Origin of the sequence: Actinoplanes aureus (assembly GCF_015704865.1) — a bacterium.
GTDB classification, from domain to species: domain Bacteria; phylum Actinomycetota; class Actinomycetes; order Mycobacteriales; family Micromonosporaceae; genus Actinoplanes; species Actinoplanes aureus.
In genome coordinates this window covers 15,831-32,979 of record NZ_JADQTO010000036.1, presented here as the reverse complement: position 1 = coordinate 32,979, position 17,149 = coordinate 15,831, and the positions used below count along the sequence as shown (strand labels likewise).

The following is a 17,149-nucleotide window of genomic DNA, read 5'->3' as shown; positions in this document are numbered from 1 at the left end:
TAGCGACGATCGCCGAGCTAGGTACCCGACACGGATTTCCGCAGGTCCCGCTTTCCGTAGAAACGAACGCATGACAGTCAACGAGCAAAGACTGATGGAATTCGTGCACCGGTTCATCGGCGATCTGGGCGCCACGATGGCCGCCGGCGGCATCGTCATCGGTGACCGGCTGGGCCTGTACCGGGCGCTCGCCGAGGGGCCCGCCCTTCCGGAGGAACTCGCCCGGCGTACCGGCACCGCACCCCGGTACGTCGAGGAGTGGCTACGCGGCCAGGCGGCCGGTGGCTACGTCGAGTACGACGCGGAGACCGGCTGGTACTCGCTCACCGAGGAGCAGGCGTTCGCGCTGACCGACCCGAACGGCCCGATCTTCGCGCCCGGAGCGTTCCAGCTCGCGCTTGGCGCGCTGCGGGCCGAACCACGGATCACCGAGGCGTTCCGCACCGGCTCCGGGCTCGGCTGGCACCAGCACGACGAGGACGTGTTCACCGGATGCGAGCGGTTCTTCCGGCCCGGATACAGCGCCAACCTGGTCGCCGACTGGCTGCCGGCCCTGGACGAGGTCGAGGAAAAACTGCGGCGCGGGGTACGCGTGGCCGACGTCGGATGCGGCCACGGAGCGTCGACCGTGCTCATGGCAGAGGCGTACCCGGCTTCGCTCTTCACCGGCTCCGACTACCACCACGACTCGGTCGACCAGGCGCGCAAGCGGGCGGCCGAGGCCGGACTGGACGCTCGGGTGCGGTTCGAGGCGGCCGGCGCGCAGAACTTCAGCGGCGGGCCGTACGACCTGGTCACCACGTTCGACGCGCTGCACGACATGGGCGACCCGCTGGGCGCGGCCCGGCGTGTGCGGTCTCAGCTGGCCCCGGACGGCACCTGGATGATCGTCGAGCCGGCGGCCGGTGACTCGGTCGGCGACAACCTCAACCCGATCGGGCGGGTGTACTACTCGTTCTCGGCGTTCCTTTGCGTACCGAGCGCGCTGTCGCAGGAGGGTGGCTACTCGCTCGGCGCCCAGGCCGGCGAGGAACCGATCCGACGGCTGGTCACGGACGCCGGGTTCACCCGCTTCCGCCGGGCCGCCGAGACGCCGTTCAACATCGTCTACGAAGCGCGCCCCTGACACCGATCTGCGGCTGAGGGCCGAGGGGGGTCCTCAGCCGCAGGTGCCGGTGGGCAACAGATAAAGCTCCAGCGTCAGCCCTTGGCCGTCGATCTCGACCGTCTGGCTGCCGGCCGACGGGCAGTCCCCGCCGAGGGTCGCCGTCACCGTGTAGACGCCGGGGCCGACACCGCTGAACGAGTAGAAGCCGTTGGCATCGGTGGTCGTCTGCCGGCCACCGGGTTCGAGGGTGACCGTGGCGCCCTCCACCGGCAGCCAGGTGCTGAGGCTCAGCACGGTGCCGTCGAGCTGCGTCGTCGGCGTCACGATGATCTCAGCCTGGGTAAGGTCGCTCGTCCGGTTGCGGCGGTCTACCGCAACCGCGTAGATCGGGCGCGGGCCTGTGGTGGTACCGACGTCGAGAGTGACGGTGACCGACCCACCCGGGGTGACCGCTTCGGCCGTGCGATCCAGAGCCGGGCTGTCCAGGCTGTAGCGGAACTTGGTGACCCCTTTGTCCCCGCTTGCGGCGAAAGTGACCGTCAGCGTGCCACCGGGGGCGGTCTCCGACCCGTTCGGGAAGATGATGGCAGGCTGCTGCGGCGACACGGGCCGGGTGGGTCCGGCTTCCGCCGCCCCGGCCATCACCGCCAGGCCGGCCGCCACCGTCGCGAGTGCGGTCACGGCGCGCGCGATCGCACGCTGAACAGGGAAGACAGCCATGAGAGCTCCGAGGTCCACATCGAACGGAGCCCGCAGTCAAACATTCAAGATCAGCATTGTAAAGCGGGATTCATGCCAATGATCGTCCGGGCGGGACGAGGCAGCAGCCGGCGGCACGCCGCGACATGGGAGTGATCCGCATGGCCGTTGGGGTAAGAATGCTGTCGGCAACTGCCGAACCGGAAAGGACCCGCGAGTGACGGACGAACCGCTCTACGCAAAGCTGGGCTTCACCGACCCCGAGTGGGGGCTGCTCACCGGTCTTCCGCAGTCGGTGCTCACCGCGGCGAGCGCCGCCACGCCCGACAGCGCCCGCAAGACCCGCGCCGAGAGCGCGGCCGGACTGGACCGGATCTCGGATGCCCGGGCCTCGGCGAGCACCCTGGTCTCCGCCGTCGCCACCGCGGCGGTGGCCGAGGCCGGCGACCCGGAGATCGGCGAGGAGCCGCCGGTCATCGAGCCGAGCGACCCGGCGGGTTACGCGGCGGACGTGCTGGGCCGCGCCGGTGAGGCGGCTGCGCTGCTGACCGCCAAGGCCTCCCTGGCCGACGCCGAGACCTACCGGCACTGGCTGCTGGAGATCGCCGACGCGGTGGTGGGCGCCGCCTCCACCGGCGGTGTGCTCGGCATCGGCGCGGAGGACGTCACCGAGAGCGAGCGCACGTTCCGCGACGAACTCGCCAAGGCCCTCGCGGCCTGAGTTCACCGGGGTGAGGGCCCGGCCCTCACCCCGCGGGCGGACGCCAGCTCAGCACCGGGTCCATCTGGCGCAGCACCAGGTCGGGGCCGAGCTTGCCGGCCAGCCCCATGCCGGTGTTGCGGAGCCATTCGGCGACCGGGTTGTTCAATCCGGCCATCCGGCCGATCCGCCGGGACGCCTTCATCACCGCGGAGGTACGTGGCAGGCGCTCCGCCGTGTACCGGTCCAGGTCCTCGGCGTACCGGGCCAGCACGACCGCGTCCTCGATCGCCTGGCACGCGCCCTGCCCCAGGTTCGGCGTCATCGCGTGCGCGGCGTCGCCGAGCAGCGCCACCCGGCCGGCGTGGAACCGCGCCAACGGCTCGTCCAGGCACCGGATGTCGGTCCGGGTGACCGCCGTGGCCGACCTGATCAGCGACGGGATCGGCTCGTGCCACCCGCCGAAGTGGCGCAGCATCTCGGCCTGCTCGTCATCGGCCCGGCCGTCGGCCGGCGCGGGCGCGGTGGCGTAGCAGTAGACCCGGCCGTCGCCGAGGGTGGCCACCCCGAAGACCTTGCCCGCACCCCACGTCTCGGCGGGTGGCAGCGTCCCGCCGGGGTGCGGCACTACGATCCGCCAGCTGGTCACGCCGGTGTAGACCGGTCCGGGGTGTGCGGGGAACAGCTTCGCGCGTACCGGTGAACGCAGTCCGTCGGCCGCGACCACCAGATCGGGGGTGAGCGGACCGTGGGCCGTGACCACCCGCCCGGCCTGCGGGTCGACGTCCTCGGCCGGCAGGCCGAGGCGGAGCGTGCCCGGCGCGAGGCCGTCGGTCAGCACCTCGACGAGCGTCGCCCGGTGCACCAGGATGACCGGCTCACCGAAGCGTTCGGCGGCCCGGTCCGCGTCGGTACGCGTGATCCAGCCACCGTCCGGCCGCTGGATGCCGGCCGCACCCTGCAACGCGGCGAGCTCTCGCAGCCGCCCGCCGACCCCGAGCTGGTCGAGGGCGCGCAGCGCGTTCGGGGCCACGGCGAGGCCGGCCCCGACAGCGTCGAGTCTCGGCGCACGCTCCAGCACCGTCACGTCCCAGCCGCGGCGCTGCAACGCCAGGCCGGCCGCCAGCCCACCGATACCGGCCCCGATCACCACCGCACTCGACATGCACCGATCTTCGCATCCGGGGGACACTGGCCTACATGGTGCTCGACGAGTACGCGCAGGCCCGCCCGGCGCCCGCGCTGCGCCCGTACGTCGCCCTCTACTCCGGCTACCGGCAGCACGGCGTGACACCGGCCCGGCACCGGGGCCTGCCGTCGCCGTACCTGACCTTGATCTTCACGCTGGACGATCCGCTGGTGGTCGCCGCGCACCCGGATCCGCGGCAGACCCCGGACCGGTACGACGCGCTGATCGGGGGCCTGCACCTGGGCCCGGCCCTGATCACCCACGACGGCAACCAGTCCGGGGTGCAGGTGGCGGTGCACCCGCTCGGTTGCCGCGCCCTGCTCGGCCTGCCCGCCGGCGAGCTGGGCGGCCTGGACGTGGCGGCGGCCACCGTGCTCGGCGACCGGTTCGTCGGCGAGGTCCGGGAACGGCTCGCCACGGCTCCGGACTGGCCGGCCCGCTTCGCCGCCCTGGACCGGATGCTGAGCGGCCTGCTGCGCGACGGCGACGGCCCGGACCAGGTGGGGTACGCGTTCACCCGGCTGCTCCGCGGCAGCGTCCCGATCGCCGACCTGGCCGCGGAGGTGGGCTGGAGCGGCCGGTACCTGACCGACCGGTTCCGGGCCGAGCTCGGCCTGCGCCCGAAGGAGACGGCCCGCGTCGCCCGGTTCGACCGGACCCGGCGCGCGCTGCGGCCCGGACTGCGGCTGGCCGACGTGGCCGCCGCACACGGGTACGCCGACCAGTCCCACCTGGTCCGCGACTTCCAGGCGTTCGCGGGATGCCCGCCGTCGCAATGGCTGGCCGACGAGTTCGCTTTCGTCCAAGCCCTGCCGGCGGTTCCCGGCCACGATGGGGACCATGACTGACTCTCCTACGCCACAGGTGTGGCCCACGCTTCGGGCCATCGACGCCCCTGCTCTGATCCGGTTCCTGGTGGACGCGTTCGGTTTCGAGGAGACCGTCGTCCACGGCGACGGCAAGCGGGTGGATCACGCCGAGCTGAGCTGGCCGCTCGGCGGCGGCATCATGCTCGGCTCGGTGCGCGAAGATCCGGACGACCCGTGGGCGCTGAAACCGGGGACGTTCGGGGCGTACGTGGTCGCCGATGACATCGACGCGCTGCACGCCCGGGCTGTCGCGGCCGGGGCGGAGATCACCCGCAAGCCGTTCGACACCGACTACGGTTCGCGGGACTTCACCGCCCGGGACCCCGAGGGCAATCTGTGGAGCTTCGGCACGTACCGCGGCGCGCCACGTTAGTCGCGGCCGAGCAGGCCCTGCTCGAAGGCGGCGGCGACGGCCGAGGCGCGGTCGCGGACACCGAGTTTCGCGTACGCGTGCAGCAGATGCGTCTTGACCGTCGCCTCGCTGATGAAGAGGCGGCCGGCCGTTTCCCGGTTGGTGCAGCCCTGCGAGATCAGCGTGAGAACCTCGAGTTCGCGCTGGCTGAGCGGCTCCTTGGCGGGTGAGCGGAGCTCGCCCATCAACCGGCCCGCGACGGCCGGAGAGAGCACCGACTCGCCCCTGTGCGCGGCCACCACGGCACGGAACAGGTCCTCGCGCGGGGTGTCCTTGAGCAGGTAGCCGGTCGCACCGGCCCGGATCGCCGGCAGCACGTCGCCGTCCGTGTCGTAGGTGGTCAGCACCAGCACCCGGGCCGTCGCGCCGCGGGACCGGAGCTCACGGATCGTGGTGACGCCGTCCATCACCGGCATCCGCAGGTCGAGCAGGATCACGTCGGGATGGACGGCGTCGGTGACCGCGAGCGCCTCGCGGCCGTCACCCGCCTCGCCGAGCACCGTGAACCGGTCGTCGGCGGCGAACATGCCGCGTAACCCGTCGCGGACCACCGGGTGATCGTCGACGATGACCAGCTTGATCATGCGGTGCCCCCGACCGTGATCGCCGGTACGCAGGCGGAGATCGCCGTGCCCGCGCCCGGCTCTGATTCCACCTCGAGCGTTCCGGCGATGCGGGACAGCCGTTCCCGCATGGCCCGCAGCCCGAATCCGCCGTCCGCGGTCGCCTCGCGCGGTTCGGCCGGGTCGAAGCCCGCGCCGTCGTCGCGTACGTCCAGGGTGACGACGTCCTCCATGTAGGACAGCGTCAGCCCGACCCGGCCCGCGTCCGCGTGCTTGGCCACGTTGGCGAGACCCTCCTGTGCGGTGCGCAGCAGCGTCGCCTCGATCTCCGGCAGCAGGCGCCGGGGTGAGCCGGTGGTGACCAGTTCGGCGCGCAGACCGGTCAGCTCGGACCAGCTCTCCACCACCTCGCCGAGGGCCTCGGGAAGGGCGGCGCCGTCCAACTGTTGCGGCCGCAGCGCCTGCACGGAGCGGCGTGCCTCAGCCAGCCCTTGCCGGGCCAGGCGTTTCGCGGCCGCCAGGTGATGCTCGCGCTCCCGCGGGTGGGCGTCGGCCGCCTCCAGCTGGGTGACGATGCCGGTCAGGCCTTGGGCCAGCACGTCGTGGATCTCGCCGGCCATCCGCTGCCGCTCGTCGAGCATGCCCGCCTCCCGGGCCTGGACCAGCAGCTGGGCGTGCAGGCCGGCGTTCTCCCGCAGCGCCTCCTCCAGCCTGACGTTCGCCGTGGCCAGGTCGTCGAGCATCTTGTCCCGCACCGCCGACGCCTGCTCCTTGCGGGTCTCGCTGTAGATCATCACTCCGGCGATGACCAGGTTGATGACCACGGCGACCGCGAAGAACGCGGCGCCGTCGGCGACGGTCACGGTGGGGATGCCACCGATCTGGGCGAGCGCCGAGATCACTGCGACCGGAACCGCACCGGCGACCCGCCACATGCCGGGCAGGGCGTAGCCCGCGAAGAGGTAGCCGGTCCAGACGAAGAAGCCGAAGAGCGGGCTGGCCCACACCAGAAGCAGATCGCAGACGAGCAGGCCGAGGAAGAACACGACCATGAGGCCGTGCCGCTGCTGCCACCCGGGGTGCAGCGTCACCCACCACCCGACCCAGGCGGCCGTCACGGCGACGACGAGCACGACGACGCCGAGGTCCTGCCGGGGTATGGGAGTGTTGAGGGCGGCGATGACCAGGAGCAACGAGACGAACAGCGTCCCGAACGGCAACCAGGTCAGCCATCCCTCCCGGGTGTCCGTCATGTCCTGTTCACTCCCACCGGAAGAGTTTCGCCGCGGCGACCCCGAAAATCGCCAGGTAGCCCACCAGAACCGTAACCGAGAGCAGATTGGGCCACTGTCCCGTCATCGCCTCGTGCATCAGGCGCTCGCCGGCGGCCAACGGGGTGAAGTCGGCGATCCGTTGCACCACGTCCGGCAGCACCTCGCGCGGTGCGTAGAGGCCGGCCAGGAACATCAGCGGGAAGAACAGGATGAGGCCGATGGCGTTCGCCGCCTTGCCGCTCGGTGCGACCGCCGCGATGAGCAGGCCCACCGCGAAGACGCCGATGACCGCCAGCACCACGGCGAGCAGGAACGCGATCGGTGACTCGGGCAGCGGGACGCCGTACAGGATCCCAGTCACGGTGAAGACCAGGACCGAGGAGAGCACCACGAGGATCGCGGAGAACGCCAGCTGGGCGCCGAGCAGGGCGATCGGGTTGACCGGGGTGGTGGCGAGCCGGCGCAGGATGCCCTTCTCGCGATAGTTGGCGAGCACGGTCGGCATGCCCTGCAAGCCGATCATGGCGATGCTCAGGGCGATCACGATGCCGGCATAGACGTCGACCACCCGCAGGCCGCCCAGATCCGGGCTCGGCTCCCGGAACGACGGCACCGCGCCGAGGATCACGATGAGGATGACCGGGAACAGGCCCGCGAAGCCGAGGTAGACGGGTTCGCGCAGCGCGGTACGGAACTCGGTGGCGACAAGCTTGCCGAAGACCTTCATCGCGGGGACTCCTCTGCGGTACGGCCGGTCAGGCGGACGAAGGCGTCGTCGAGGGTGGCCTGTTCCAGGCGCAGCTCCACGGCGACGATCCCGTTGGAAGCGAGCACCGAGGTGACGGCGTGCAGCAGGTTGCCGGTGCCGACGACCTCGATCCGGTCGCCGTGCCGGTTGATCCGGCTGACCTCGGGCAGGACGGTGAGCAGCTCGTCCGCGATCGGGGCGGAGGGGCGGAACCGGATCGTCTGGTCCGCGGTGGAGGTCTGTTCGACCAGGCCGGCCGGGGTGTTCAGGGCGACCACCTCACCGCGGTCGATCACCGCGATCCGGTCGCAGAGCCGCTCGGCCTCCTCCATGAAGTGGGTGACCAGCAGCAGTGTGACGCCCCGGTCCCGGACCCCGGAGATCAGTTCCCAGGTGTCCCGGCGGGCCTGCGGGTCCAGGCCGGTGGTCAGCTCGTCGAGAATCGCGACCTTCGGGTTGCCGATCAGCGCCAGCGCGATCGAGAGCCGCTGCTTCTGACCGCCGGAAAGCTTGCCGAAATAGGTGTTCAGTTTCTCGTCCAGACCCAGGTCGCCGGCCAGCTCACGCCAATCCGCCGGCTTCGGGTAGAACGCGCTGTACAACTCCAGCGCCTCGCGGACGGTCAGCTTCTCCTGCAGTTCGCTCTCCTGCAGCTGCACGCCGACCTCCGCGCGCAGGGTACGGTCGCGCGGCTCACGGCCGAGCACGGTGATCGTCCCGGAGTCCGGGTTACGCAGCCCCGAGATGCACTCCACCGTGGTGGTCTTGCCGGCACCGTTCGGCCCGAGGATCCCGAAGATCTCGCCGGGCTCGACCGCGAAGGAGACGTCACGGACGGCGACCGTGTCGCCGTACCTCTTACTGAGGTTCTTGACTTCGATGACTGGCATGCACCCAGCGTCACGGATGGACCGGGGTGCCCGAATCGACCAGCGAGCGATCGCGGCGATCCACCGATCGGTGGATGCCGCTCTCCACCGGTGCCTAGACCATGGCCTCCGTGTTCACCCCGGTGGTGTTGCTGCCGCTGCGGCGCAGCCCGGTGACGGCCGAGTAGATCGAACCCACCTGGGCGGCGACCCGCTTCCACGAGTACGCCTGGCGGGCCCGGTCCAGCGCGGCGGTCGCGTACGTGAACCGGCGCACCTTGTCGTTGACCAGGCGGCGCAGGGCACCACCGAGCGCGCGGGGATCGCGCGCCGGAACCAGATCCCCGGTCAGGCCGTCGACCACGGTCTCGGTGAGCGCGCCCTCCGCGGTGCCGATGACTGGTACGCCGCACGCCATCGCCTCCAGAGCGGACCGCTCCTCCCACGGCGTGGCGACGAGCAGATCGGCGGAGCGGTACCAGTTCGGCATGTCGTGGTGCGGCACCGAACCGACCAGCCGGAACCGGTCGGCCACCTTGAACTGCTCAGCGAGATCACGCAGCACCTTGGCGCCCGGGTCGGCGGGCAGCTGCTCCGGCGACGGGCCGCCGACCACCACCATCTCGGCGCCGGGGACGTAGCGCATGGCCTGGATGACGTCACCGAAGCCCTTGCGCTCGACCAGCTTGCCGACGGAGAGGATGCGGGGGCGTTGCGGGTCGCGCGGGACGGCCGGGCCGTCCGGGGAGAACCGGTCGCTGTTCACGCCGGCCGGGACGATCGAGAGACGCGCCCGGGGTACGCCGATCCGCACGAGTCCGCGTACCTCGTCCTGGGTCTGTGCGACCACCCGGTCCACCGCCCGGCCGAGCGCGCGCTCGTAGCCGGACCGGGACGGGCCCTGCGTCTTCGCCTCGTTCTCCGCGGCGCCCAGCTCGTGGAAGGACTGCACCACCGGGATGCCGAACTGGCGGGCCGCGGTGACGGCGGCCAGACCGCTGGTCCAGAAGTGGGCGTGGGCGACGTCCGGCGCCCAGTCGGATTCGCGCCACTGCTCGCTGAGCACCCGGGCGAACTCGCCCATGTGCGGCAGCAGCAGACCCGACGGGACCGGCTGGGCCGGACCGGCCGCGACGTGGACGACGCGTACGCCGCTGGGGGTGAGCACCACCTCGGCGAGGTCCGGGTCATCGCGCCGGGTGTAGACACGTACGTCGTGCCCGAGCTCCACCAGTGCCTCGGACAGCTCGGCGACGTGGGCGTGCTGATCGCCAGCGCCGAGCGGGCTGGCGTGCTCGGAGATCATCGCAATTCGCACGGGGTCTCCTCCAGCCGGAATCGGATACGCGGTGCCAGTTGCCCGACTCGTTCAGGCGTAAACATGGCTGGATCGTTAGGAGCGGTGTAAGCAGGGTATTCCGGGTGCCGTGGCGATCGTTGAGCGTACGGTTCAGGCCCCACCCGATCGTGTCTTCGCAGTCCTAGCCGACGGCTGGACCTACAGCGACTGGGTGGTCGGCACAGTTCATATCCGGGATGTGGACCCGGCATGGCCGAGTCCCGGCTCGAAGCTGCATCACAAGGCCGGCCCATGGCCGCTCTCCCTGCACGACTCCTCCACGGTGCTGGACTGCACACCGGGCCGCCGGCTGAAGCTGAACGCCGGACTGTGGCCGCTGGGTGCTGCCGTCGTCGACATCCGGCTGGAGCCGATCGGCGACTCGGCGACCCGGGTGGTCATCTACGAGGAGTTCGCGGAGGGTCCGCTGCGGTGGGCCCGTAACAAGGTCAACGACCTGATCCTGCACCGCCGCAACATCGAGACCCTGCACCGGTTGGCCGACATCGCGGAACGTTCTCAGGCGCCGAGCAGTCGGCGGTAATGTGCCGCGTACTCACTGAGGGTGGCGTCCACGGCGGCGACCGCCGCGGTCTCGAGGCGTCCGAAGAGTTCCCGGTACAGCTTGACGTCGGCCCGCCCCTGGGAGGTCACCGAGGTGTTGAACAGGTCGATGATCACGGCCTGTTCGTCGAGTAGTTCGAAGGAGTGCATCGGCGCGTCGGGGAGAAAACTCCGGGCCGGGATGATCGCGAACGTGACGTTCGGCAGGCGGGCCAGGTCCCGCAGGCGCCGGATCTGGCCGATCATGTCCTCCGGCGAACCGATCCCGTTGCCCAGCACCGACTCGGTGATGACGAAGTAGAACGCCTTCGCCGGTGAGGCCAGGAGTTGCTGGCGTCTGATCCGGCGCGTCACCGCGGCCATCACGTCGGTCCGCAGCGCCGGCCCCGCGCCCTCCGGCGTGTGCATGCGGCTGATCGACACCATCAAGGCCTCGGCGTACTGACTGGTCTGCATGAGGCCGGGTACGACCGCGGGATTGAACACCCGGATCTCTTTGCTCTCCTGCTCCAGGACGGAGATCTCGTCCTGTCGCCGGGGCAGGCCGCCCGGCTCGGGCCGCCAGTCCCGCATCTGCTCGCGAGTGCGCTGAGCGAGCCGGACCAGTTCGTCGCGCTCCGCGGGTGGCAGGCGCATCGCGTCGGCCAGCAGCCGCACGTCGGCCGGGTCCGCGCCGGACGCTCCGGTTTCCAGCCGGGACACCTTGGCCTGGCTGATGCCGGCTCGGGCGGCGAGCTGTCCGCCGGTCAGGCCGGCGCGCTTGCGTGCCGCGCGGAGAGCAGCTCCGATGGTCGGTTCTTCGGGGCCGGGCGGACTGAAGAGATCAGCCATCGCCCGACCTCCGGTCAACCGGCTCGGCGTGCAGCATCCAGGAGCAGGTCGAGTGGAATCTCAACGAGCGATTCCCCTTCCGGCAGGTCGACACCGGCATCAGCAGCGGTGACGACGTAGCCCTGCACAATTAGTGAATTTCGGTCAGTCCGGTACACAGTGGGGCAACTGCCCGTCGTGCATACGCCCGCGAGCACTTCGAGCGCTATGCCCGATTTTTCAGCGTTGGTCATAGTATGAGAGTAACGCATATATGCACTCTCTGACTGACTGGGAGTCCGTTAAGTCGAAAGTTGCAGCGCGCATTCAGGCGACCACAATCGGTCACACACTCGGATCATCGACGAACTGCAATCTGAACACGTTTCAACTCAGGACGCTAGTGCCTGCTGGCAATCCGCGCTATGCCTATCTGCCAGCTAGCTGGTCATCTCCGACCTATCCGCTTTTAGCGGTAGACGAATATTCGTTGATATGCAGCCACCGATTTCAGATATTCGAAGCGGGAGTTGGCGAACCGGCCCTCCCGTCATCGGACTGCCGACCGCAGAAGACCCCCGGAGACGATCATGGAGATGACCACGCTCGCTCAGCCGATCTATCTGTTGCTCGCCGGACTCTGCCTCCTGATGGCTGTGCGCTCGCTCAAGGAGGCCCTCGCGCCGGTGGGCGTGATCATCCGGGCCGCCGCCGCGCTGGCGCTCTTCGCCCTTGCCGTCAGCACCGCGCTGGTGCTGCTGGTCGCGACTCTGGTGACGGGGTGAAGGCGATGGAGTCACTCGTCATCGCCGCGGCCGTGGCCGCTCTGATCGTCTTCGTGGTGCTCACCGAACTGGCGGCCGCCGCGCTCCCCGTCCTGATCGTGATCTGCCTCGTGCCGCCCGCCGAACGGGACAGTCTCGCCCGGCTGCTGGCGGCGGCGGACAGCGGCCGCCGGCTACGCCTCTGGCCCGCCCTTCGCGTCGCCGTCGTCCGGCGCCGTACGGAACTCAGCGGTAGATCGCGCGGTGCGCACCGCTGATCGCCGCCCGGTACAGCTCGCCGGTCAGGGCCCGGTCCCGGGCCAGCGCCGCCCGCGCCGCGTTCGCCCCCGGCGCCCCATGCACACCCCCGCCCGGATGCGCCGACGCGCTTCCCAGGAACAGCCGGTCCACCGGCGTGTCCGGGCGCCCCAGTCCCGGGATCGGGCGCAGGAACAACTGCTGGAACGCGGCGGACGTCCCACCGCCCAGCGCACCGCCGACCAGGGACGGGTTCTCCCGTTCAAGATCCGCCGGTGAAAAGACATTGCGCGCCTCCACCTGGCTGAGGAAGCCGGGCGCGTGCTCCTCGATCACCGCCTCCACCCGTTGCACGTGCTCGCCGATCTCCCCGGCCGACCAGGACTTCCGGTGCGGCAGGTGGGTGTACGCCCACACCGACTCGGTCCCCGCCGGCGAATGCGTCGGGTCGGCCGTGGTCATCTGCCCGAGCAGCACGAACGGGTGCCGGGGCAGTTCGTCGGTGGCGAGCTGTGCCGCGTACCGGGTCAGGCCGTTCATGTCGGCACCGAGGTGCACGGTGCCGGCACCGGCCGCGGCCGGGTTCTTCCACGGCATCTTGCTACGCACCGCCCAGTCGACCTTCAGGGTCGCTCCGTCCCAGCGGAAATGCGCGAGATCCTCGACGAACCGGGACGGCAGCCAGCGGTCGCCGACCAGGTCCAGGAAGAGCGCCGGCGCCGGCACGTCGGCGATCACCGCGCGCCGGGCCCGCCAGTCGCGGCCGTCGGCGGTCCGCACGCCCATCGCCCGTCCACGGGCCACCAGCACCCGGCTGACCGGTGCCTGATAGACGATCTCGCCGCCCCGCTCGATGAGCCGCTTCACCAGCGCGGAGGTGATCTCCTGTGCGCCGCCGACCGGGACCGGCCAGCCGAACTCCTGGCCGAGCATGGCGAGCAGCCACCCGTACACCCCGCCGCCCGCCTCCTCCGGGGACAGGTCGGTGTGCAGGGCACAGCCCGCCAGCGCGAGCTTCGCGCCCTCACCCTGGAACAGCTCCGAGCCGATCTCGCGGACCGAGAGGACCAGCCGGCGGGCCAGGCGCAGCCCACCCGCCACTCCCAGCCGGCGTGCCAGGCCGAGTCCGCTGCGAACCGGCGGGAAAGGCGTGAAGAGCGTGTCCAGCATCTGCGCGGAGACGTCGCGCCAGTCCTCGTACGCGTGCCGCCACCGCTCCCCGTCACCGGGCGCGAACCGCTCCATCGACTCCATGGACCGTTCCAGGTCCCGGTTGATGGTGGCGGCCCGCCCGTCCGGCAGCAGGTGGGTGAGCACGTCCGGGGCGTGGGTCCAGCGCAGGCCCTGGTCGTCGAGACGCAGCGAGCGCATCACCGGGGACGCGTAGCCGAGCGGATAGAAGGAGCTGAACAGGTCGGACAGGTAACCGGGTGCGGTCACGAACCCGGAGCGGACCGCGCCGCCCGGGTGCGGGGTGGCTTCCAGGACCCGTACCGACCAGCCGGCGTCGGCGAGCAGGTTGGCCGCCACGAGCCCGTTGTGCCCGGCCCCGACGACGATCGCATCCACAGTCTCCACTCCCGAACGCTACCCAGCGGATGCTGGGGAAAACACCGTTTAGTCCGCCGGGGCCCGGGCACCCAGCAATCATGGAACGGGGAAACACGAAGCACGGCCCGGTGCTCGACGAGCAGATGAAGAGCGAGACCCGAGGCACCATCCAAGGGACCGTCGGCGGGCGTGCTGAGGAATGGAAAATGCCTGAACCGGCCGGCGAGGACCAGCCGGAAGTGACCGTGGCACCCGGAGGTGCTTACGGACGTGGCGTACCCGCTGGGGTCGGCAGCCCCAAGGGCGAGGCCTTCAGCAGGTTCGGCACCTATATCGGCCTGTCCGCGCTCCCCGGCGATCGAGCCGCGCTGGAGCAGTCGGCACGGGTTCTGGAAGCCCCGGACGACGTGATGCGACGTTTGGCACTGCTCCCCGAGGGGACGGTCTACGAGAACGTCGCGCAGGTCTGGGATGCGAGTGAAGGGAGTACCGCGTGAGTACGGTTACCGAGTTTGTTGACGTCAACGTCCCGGTACGCACCGCCTACAACCAGTGGACCCAGTTCGAGGAGTTCCCCCGGTTCATGGAGGGTGTGCAGGAGATCAAGCAGCTGGACAACACCCACACGCACTGGAAGACGGAGATCGCCGGGGTCAAGCGTGAGTTCGACGCGGAGATCACCGAGCAGCTGCCGGACGAGCGGGTGGCCTGGCACGCGACCGGCGGCGAGAGCCAGGCCGGCGTGGTCACCTTCCACCGGCTCGACGACGACCACACCCGGGTGACCGTCCAGATGGACTTCGAACCCCACGGCTTCGTCGAGACGGCCGGCGACAAGCTCGGCGTCCTCGACCGCCGGGTCAAGGGCGACCTGCACCGGTTCAAGGAGTTCATCGAGAGCCGCGGCGGCATCGAGACGGGCGCCTGGCGCGGCCAGGTGGACCGGCCCGGCATCTGATGATCCACGTGAGACGGCCGCCTCCGGGCGGCCGTTTCGCATGCCCGGCCCCGGGTAACCGATCAAGCATGACTGATCGCGAGAACGACGGCGTCTGGCGCGACGAGGAACGGCTGCCACTCACCGAACTGAACAAGGCGATGGCGACCTGGGACACCGACGGCCAGAACGACCCCAGCGACAACGACACCGGCCAGGACCCCGAGGCCGCCGATGCGCGGCCGAGCACCACAGGCCGTAGCGGTCCGCATTGATTTTCGGTACGCGTGACGGAAAGTCCCGCCGTGCCCACGGCCCGCTCAGCGCCACTCCGGGCCGCCACCCGGCCGCCGGGCCCAGGTAGGTGGCTGGGCCGCTCGGCCGGCCTGTGCAGGCCGGCCAGCCTATGCAGGCCGCCGGGTCACACCGCCGGCCCAAGCAGGCCGCCGCGTCACACCGCCGGCCCAAGCAGGCCGCCGCGTCACACCGCCGGCCCAAGCAGGCCGCCGCGTCACACCGCCGGCCTATGCAGGCCGGCGGATCGCACCGCCGGGCCGTGCGGGTGGCCGGGACGCACGGCGGGCCCCGTTTCGGTCGCCGGGCCGCACGCCAAGCCGGTTTGGATGGCCGGAACGCGCGGCCCGGCCGTTTGGGCCGCCGGGACGCACCGCCGGACCGGTTGGACCGCCGGGACGCGCCGCCGGACCGCCGTGACGCGCCGCCGGACCCTTTGGACCGCCGGGACGCGCCGCCGGCTTGGGTAGATCGCCGGGGCGTGCGGCGGGCTCGGGCCGCCGCTGGACCGGGCGGTGCAGGATGAGGCGGCCCAGGCCGTCCTTGGCGCGGATCAGGTAGCGGTCGGGAGTCCAGGCGAAGCCACGCTCGCGGAGAACCGTGCCCGCGGCCGTGCCGTTGTTCACCGACCAGGGCGTGCGCACCGACCCGGCACCCCGATCGAATCGAATCTTGAACGGCGCCGCGGTCGCCGCGGTCACCAACGCGGTGCCGGTTCCGCCGATGAAGGTCACCGGCACCGTGCCGGCCGGATCCGGCAGCCACAGCTCGGCCAGCCCGGACGCGCCCAGATCGATCCGGCCGACCCGGCCGTCGCGCAGGTGCAGCTGCTGCTCGCCGGCGCCCGCCGGAAGCCGGATGTCCCACCGGACGTCGCGGTTCAGCACGATCCGCACCTCGTCCAGGCCCTCGCCATCGGTGCCCCGCAGCCGCACCACCACCCGCCCGCCCCGCCGCTTCACCACCGGCGCGACGCCCGAGTCCGGGCCGGTGCTGATCCGGTACAGCAGGCCGGGCAGCGTGGCGAGGTATACACGTACCCGGCTCGCCGCATCACCCAGAGTGAGCCAACCTCCGGTCCGGCCGTCCAGCGGCCCCGCCAGCACCCGATCCGGCGCCGACGGCGCCGACGGCGCCGGGCGCGGCGCGGACGCCGAGCAGGCGGCCGCGACAACCGTGACGACCAGCACGGACAGGCTCATGACGAACACGCTTGAGCGGCGGCGACGCAAGGCGGGAGGCACCATCGGTCAACGGAGAATCGGCCGAACGGGTGACGGCGATCCGTCCTGATCGAGCCAGACTGTCCGAGTGCGATCTGTCGGTTTTCTCTCCGAACGTCAGCGCCGCTTCGCGTGGCTGGGCTTTCTGCTCGCCGCCTTCCAGGCTCCCTTGGCCGCGAAGCTGGTCGATGACGCTTCCTGGTTCTTCGCCGTCGTAGTGGCCCTCGTCGTCGCCACGGTGATCATCGCGGACGACGCCCAGCGCCGCCGTCCCACACCCGCCGACTACCCGGAGTAATCCGGCAGCGCTTCATGCCCCGGCCGGCCGTGGGTCCGCCGGCGTTCCTTGAGTTCCGCCTCGTAGAGGTGCCGGCGCCCCTGAGCCAACCGCTCCCGGGCGTCGCGCTCCACCGTCCGGAGCTCGGTGTAATAGCCATCGTCGTACGCTTCGACGATCTGGAACGTCCAGTGCCCCGGTATGACGTTGCGCCCGATCAACTCCCGCTGGATCCGATCGGCGAGCTCGGTGTGCCCGGCCTGCATGAACAACGAAACCGCCTCATCCAGCATGAAGTCGGCGGTCCCGGTGAGCTGGTGCATCGCGTAGAGGTGCCCGCGCACCCGCTCCACCGTCTCCAGCGCCTCGCTGAGCTTCCCGAGCGCCTGCACGGTGACATCATCGAGCCCATCAGGCCGCCGATGCTCCGCATCCGGCCCATCGGCCAGCTGATGCGCCGCACCCGGCCGCCCATCGGCCCGCTGAGGCTCCGCACCCGGCCCACCAGCCCGCCCGCGCTCTTCCTCAGCTTCGCCGGCCTGTCGCTGCTCCGCCCCCGACCCCGCCGGCCGACGCTGATCCGCCCCCGGCTCCTCCGGTCCCGTCCTCGCCACAGCCTCTTCCCCTTCTCCCACTCCGCGCCTCCCCGCCTCACCTCCGGCGCACAGCGCGCGATGACGCGACACTCTCACCGCGCCCCA

23 protein-coding genes are annotated in these 17,149 nt (G+C 71.0%); 11 read left to right on the top strand and 12 right to left on the bottom strand.

Features of this window, described 5'->3' with window-relative positions; all coding sequences use genetic code 11:
- The first annotated feature begins 70 nt into the window (after positions 1-70).
- A complete protein-coding gene (locus I4J89_RS43330; protein WP_196420054.1) occupies positions 71-1,126 on the top strand; it encodes a class I SAM-dependent methyltransferase in 1,056 nt (351 codons plus the stop codon).
- Between the two features lie 33 nt (positions 1,127-1,159).
- On the opposite strand, the gene I4J89_RS43325 is transcribed toward I4J89_RS43330, so the two are convergent.
- On the bottom strand, positions 1,160-1,828 hold the full coding sequence (locus tag I4J89_RS43325; RefSeq protein WP_196420053.1) for a carboxypeptidase regulatory-like domain-containing protein: 669 nt from the start codon (positions 1,826-1,828) through the stop codon (positions 1,160-1,162).
- A 196-nt stretch (positions 1,829-2,024) separates the two neighbouring features.
- Between I4J89_RS43325 and I4J89_RS43320 the strand changes: the two genes are divergently transcribed.
- The gene (locus I4J89_RS43320; RefSeq protein WP_196420052.1) at positions 2,025-2,528 is read left to right on the top strand and encodes a hypothetical protein; all 504 of its coding nucleotides are present in this window, start codon (positions 2,025-2,027) and stop codon (positions 2,526-2,528) included.
- A gap of 25 nt (positions 2,529-2,553) precedes the next feature.
- Here I4J89_RS43320 and I4J89_RS43315 read toward each other — a convergent pair whose 3' ends face one another.
- Positions 2,554-3,672, bottom strand: coding sequence for an FAD-dependent monooxygenase (locus tag I4J89_RS43315; RefSeq protein ID WP_196420051.1), 1,119 nt, complete (start codon positions 3,670-3,672; stop codon positions 2,554-2,556).
- A 35-nt stretch (positions 3,673-3,707) separates the two neighbouring features.
- Here I4J89_RS43315 and I4J89_RS43310 point away from each other — a divergent pair, with 35 nt between their 5' ends.
- Positions 3,708-4,544, top strand: a complete 837-nt coding sequence (locus I4J89_RS43310; protein WP_196420050.1) for an AraC family transcriptional regulator — start codon at positions 3,708-3,710, stop codon at positions 4,542-4,544.
- The gene (locus I4J89_RS43305; protein WP_196420049.1) at positions 4,537-4,938 is read left to right on the top strand and encodes a VOC family protein; all 402 of its coding nucleotides are present in this window, start codon (positions 4,537-4,539) and stop codon (positions 4,936-4,938) included. Before I4J89_RS43310 ends, I4J89_RS43305 begins: the two co-directional genes overlap by 8 nt.
- Here I4J89_RS43305 and I4J89_RS43300 read toward each other — a convergent pair.
- From I4J89_RS43300 to I4J89_RS43280, 5 genes are all read right to left on the bottom strand, one after another.
- Positions 4,935-5,561 carry a response regulator gene (locus I4J89_RS43300; protein WP_196420048.1) on the bottom strand — a complete coding sequence of 209 codons (627 nt, stop codon included), beginning with the start codon at positions 5,559-5,561 and terminating at the stop codon, positions 4,935-4,937. The genes I4J89_RS43305 and I4J89_RS43300 overlap by 4 nt on opposite strands.
- The gene (locus I4J89_RS43295) at positions 5,558-6,793 is read right to left on the bottom strand and encodes a sensor histidine kinase (protein ID WP_196420047.1); all 1,236 of its coding nucleotides are present in this window, start codon (positions 6,791-6,793) and stop codon (positions 5,558-5,560) included. The genes I4J89_RS43300 and I4J89_RS43295 overlap by 4 nt, the downstream gene beginning before the upstream one ends.
- A gap of 7 nt (positions 6,794-6,800) precedes the next feature.
- Complete coding sequence (locus I4J89_RS43290) at positions 6,801-7,541, bottom strand: ABC transporter permease (protein ID WP_196420046.1); 741 nt, start codon at positions 7,539-7,541, stop codon at positions 6,801-6,803.
- The gene (locus I4J89_RS43285) at positions 7,538-8,452 is read right to left on the bottom strand and encodes an ABC transporter ATP-binding protein (RefSeq protein WP_196420045.1); all 915 of its coding nucleotides are present in this window, start codon (positions 8,450-8,452) and stop codon (positions 7,538-7,540) included. The genes I4J89_RS43290 and I4J89_RS43285 overlap by 4 nt, the downstream gene beginning before the upstream one ends.
- A 94-nt stretch (positions 8,453-8,546) precedes the next feature.
- Entirely contained in the window at positions 8,547-9,749 is a 1,203-nt protein-coding gene (locus tag I4J89_RS43280; protein ID WP_196420044.1) for a glycosyltransferase, read from the bottom strand.
- A 109-nt stretch (positions 9,750-9,858) separates the two neighbouring features.
- Between I4J89_RS43280 and I4J89_RS43275 the strand changes: the two genes are divergently transcribed.
- Positions 9,859-10,314, top strand: a complete 456-nt coding sequence (locus I4J89_RS43275) for an SRPBCC family protein (protein ID WP_196420043.1) — start codon at positions 9,859-9,861, stop codon at positions 10,312-10,314.
- Here the strand turns inward: I4J89_RS43275 and I4J89_RS43270 are convergent.
- Together I4J89_RS43270 and I4J89_RS43265 are read right to left on the bottom strand one after the other, a co-directional pair.
- Positions 10,290-11,165, bottom strand: a complete 876-nt coding sequence (locus tag I4J89_RS43270) for a helix-turn-helix domain-containing protein (RefSeq protein WP_196420042.1) — start codon at positions 11,163-11,165, stop codon at positions 10,290-10,292. The genes I4J89_RS43275 and I4J89_RS43270 overlap by 25 nt on opposite strands.
- Before the next feature lie 14 nt (positions 11,166-11,179).
- The gene (locus I4J89_RS43265; RefSeq protein ID WP_196420041.1) at positions 11,180-11,398 is read right to left on the bottom strand and encodes a hypothetical protein; all 219 of its coding nucleotides are present in this window, start codon (positions 11,396-11,398) and stop codon (positions 11,180-11,182) included.
- Positions 11,399-11,740: 342 nt separating this feature from the next.
- On the opposite strand from I4J89_RS43265, the gene I4J89_RS43260 reads away from it, so the two are divergent.
- A complete protein-coding gene (locus I4J89_RS43260) occupies positions 11,741-11,929 on the top strand; it encodes a hypothetical protein (protein ID WP_196420040.1) in 189 nt (62 codons plus the stop codon).
- 5 nt (positions 11,930-11,934) lie between these two features.
- Positions 11,935-12,186 (top strand): hypothetical protein, encoded by a 252-nt coding sequence (locus tag I4J89_RS43255; protein WP_196420039.1) that lies wholly within the window; start codon positions 11,935-11,937, stop codon positions 12,184-12,186.
- Here I4J89_RS43255 and I4J89_RS43250 read toward each other — a convergent pair.
- Positions 12,155-13,744 (bottom strand): phytoene desaturase family protein, encoded by a 1,590-nt coding sequence (locus I4J89_RS43250; protein WP_196420038.1) that lies wholly within the window; start codon positions 13,742-13,744, stop codon positions 12,155-12,157. The genes I4J89_RS43255 and I4J89_RS43250 overlap by 32 nt on opposite strands.
- Positions 13,745-13,815: 71 nt before the next feature.
- Here I4J89_RS43250 and I4J89_RS43245 point away from each other — a divergent pair, with 71 nt between their 5' ends.
- From I4J89_RS43245 to I4J89_RS43235, 3 genes are all read left to right on the top strand, one after another.
- The gene (locus I4J89_RS43245; protein WP_196420037.1) at positions 13,816-14,214 is read left to right on the top strand and encodes a DUF2795 domain-containing protein; all 399 of its coding nucleotides are present in this window, start codon (positions 13,816-13,818) and stop codon (positions 14,212-14,214) included.
- On the top strand, positions 14,211-14,675 hold the full coding sequence (locus I4J89_RS43240) for an SRPBCC family protein (RefSeq protein ID WP_196420036.1): 465 nt from the start codon (positions 14,211-14,213) through the stop codon (positions 14,673-14,675). The genes I4J89_RS43245 and I4J89_RS43240 overlap by 4 nt, the downstream gene beginning before the upstream one ends.
- A gap of 68 nt (positions 14,676-14,743) precedes the next feature.
- Complete coding sequence (locus tag I4J89_RS43235) at positions 14,744-14,929, top strand: hypothetical protein (RefSeq protein ID WP_196420035.1); 186 nt, start codon at positions 14,744-14,746, stop codon at positions 14,927-14,929.
- Between the two features lie 249 nt (positions 14,930-15,178).
- Here the strand turns inward: I4J89_RS43235 and I4J89_RS43230 are convergent, their stop codons facing one another.
- Positions 15,179-16,150, bottom strand: a complete 972-nt coding sequence (locus I4J89_RS43230; RefSeq protein WP_196420034.1) for a hypothetical protein — start codon at positions 16,148-16,150, stop codon at positions 15,179-15,181.
- A gap of 109 nt (positions 16,151-16,259) precedes the next feature.
- On the opposite strand from I4J89_RS43230, the gene I4J89_RS43225 reads away from it, so the two are divergent.
- Entirely contained in the window at positions 16,260-16,469 is a 210-nt protein-coding gene (locus tag I4J89_RS43225) for a hypothetical protein (RefSeq protein WP_196420033.1), read from the top strand.
- Here the strand turns inward: I4J89_RS43225 and I4J89_RS43220 are convergent.
- The gene (locus I4J89_RS43220; RefSeq protein WP_196420099.1) at positions 16,457-16,897 is read right to left on the bottom strand and encodes a hypothetical protein; all 441 of its coding nucleotides are present in this window, start codon (positions 16,895-16,897) and stop codon (positions 16,457-16,459) included. The two genes, I4J89_RS43225 and I4J89_RS43220, sit on opposite strands and share 13 nt — an antisense overlap.
- Positions 16,898-17,149: the final 252 nt, after the last annotated feature.